The 1,075-nt window shown below is 69.9% G+C and carries 1 protein-coding gene; it reads right to left on the bottom strand.

What is annotated here, in order from left to right:
* Positions 1-68: 68 nt before the first annotated feature.
* Complete coding sequence (locus tag ACIQRW_RS38395) at positions 69-1,031, bottom strand: electron transfer flavoprotein subunit alpha/FixB family protein (protein WP_403770016.1); 963 nt, start codon at positions 1,029-1,031, stop codon at positions 69-71.
* Positions 1,032-1,075 lie beyond the last annotated feature (44 nt).

Below are 1,075 nucleotides of genomic sequence, written 5' to 3'. Positions count from 1 at the left end.
CCGGAACGGCCGCGGGCCGCGCGGTGGGGTTCACCGTGCGGCCCGGGGCGGGGTGTTTGCCGGAGGGGTCAGCCCTTGCGGGTGTTGATCTCTTCGGTGAGCTGGGGCACGACGGCGAAGAGGTCGCCGACGACGCCGTAGTCGACGAGCTCGAAGATCGGGGCCTCGGCGTCCTTGTTGATCGCGACGATCGTCTTCGAGGTCTGCATACCCGCCCGGTGCTGGATCGCGCCGGAGATACCCGAAGCGATGTACAGCTGCGGCGACACCGACTTCCCCGTCTGCCCGACCTGGGAGGTGTGCGGGTACCAGCCCGCGTCGACCGCGGCACGCGACGCACCCACCGCGGCCCCCAGACTGTCCGCCAGCGCCTCGATCAGCGGGAAGTTCTCCGCACCGTTGACCCCACGGCCACCGGAGACCACGATCGCCGCCTCCGTCAGCTCCGGACGGCCCGTCGACTCACGCGGCGTCCGCCCCGTCACCTTCGTCCCCCGGGCCGCCCCACCGAACGACACCGCCAGCGCCTCCACCGCACCGCCGGCCGCGGCCGGCTCCACCGGCGCCGAGTTCGGCTTCACCGTGATGACCGGAACACCCCGGGAAACCCGGGACTTCGTCGTGTACGAAGCGGCGAACGCGGCCTGCGTCGCCACCACACCCTGCTCACCGGCCTCCACATCCGTGGCATCCGTGATGACACCCGAACCGACCCGCAGCGCCAGACGAGCAGCGACCTCCTTGCCCTCCGCCGAGGACACCACCAGCACCGCCACCGGCGACACCGCCCCGAACGCCGCCTCCAGCGCATCCACCTTCGGCACCACGAGGTACTCCCCGAACTCCGGGGCATCCGAGACCAGCACCTTCACCGCACCGTGCTCACCCAGCACCGAAGCAGTCGCCTCCGCACCCGCACCCAGCGCCACCGCGACCGGATCACCGATCCGACGCGCCAGCGTCAGCAGCTCCAGCGTCGGCTTACGGACCGCACCGTCCACATGATCGACCAGAACAAGAACTTCAGCCATGACACGCACTCCAGAAAAAGAGAGAAGAGAAGGAGAGAGGAGAG

The sequence above is a fragment of the Streptomyces sp. NPDC091287 genome (assembly GCF_044768525.1).
Taxonomy (GTDB): domain Bacteria; phylum Actinomycetota; class Actinomycetes; order Streptomycetales; family Streptomycetaceae; genus Streptomyces.
Note: the sequence above shows the minus strand (reverse complement) of the source record. Positions and strands in the feature narration are given on the sequence as shown.

Excerpts from the sequence above, each read along its gene's own strand:
- ACIQRW_RS38395 (WP_403770016.1), bottom strand. The coding sequence starts at position 1,031 with ATGGCTGAAGTTCTTGTTCTGGTCGATCATGTGGACGGTGCGGTCCGT.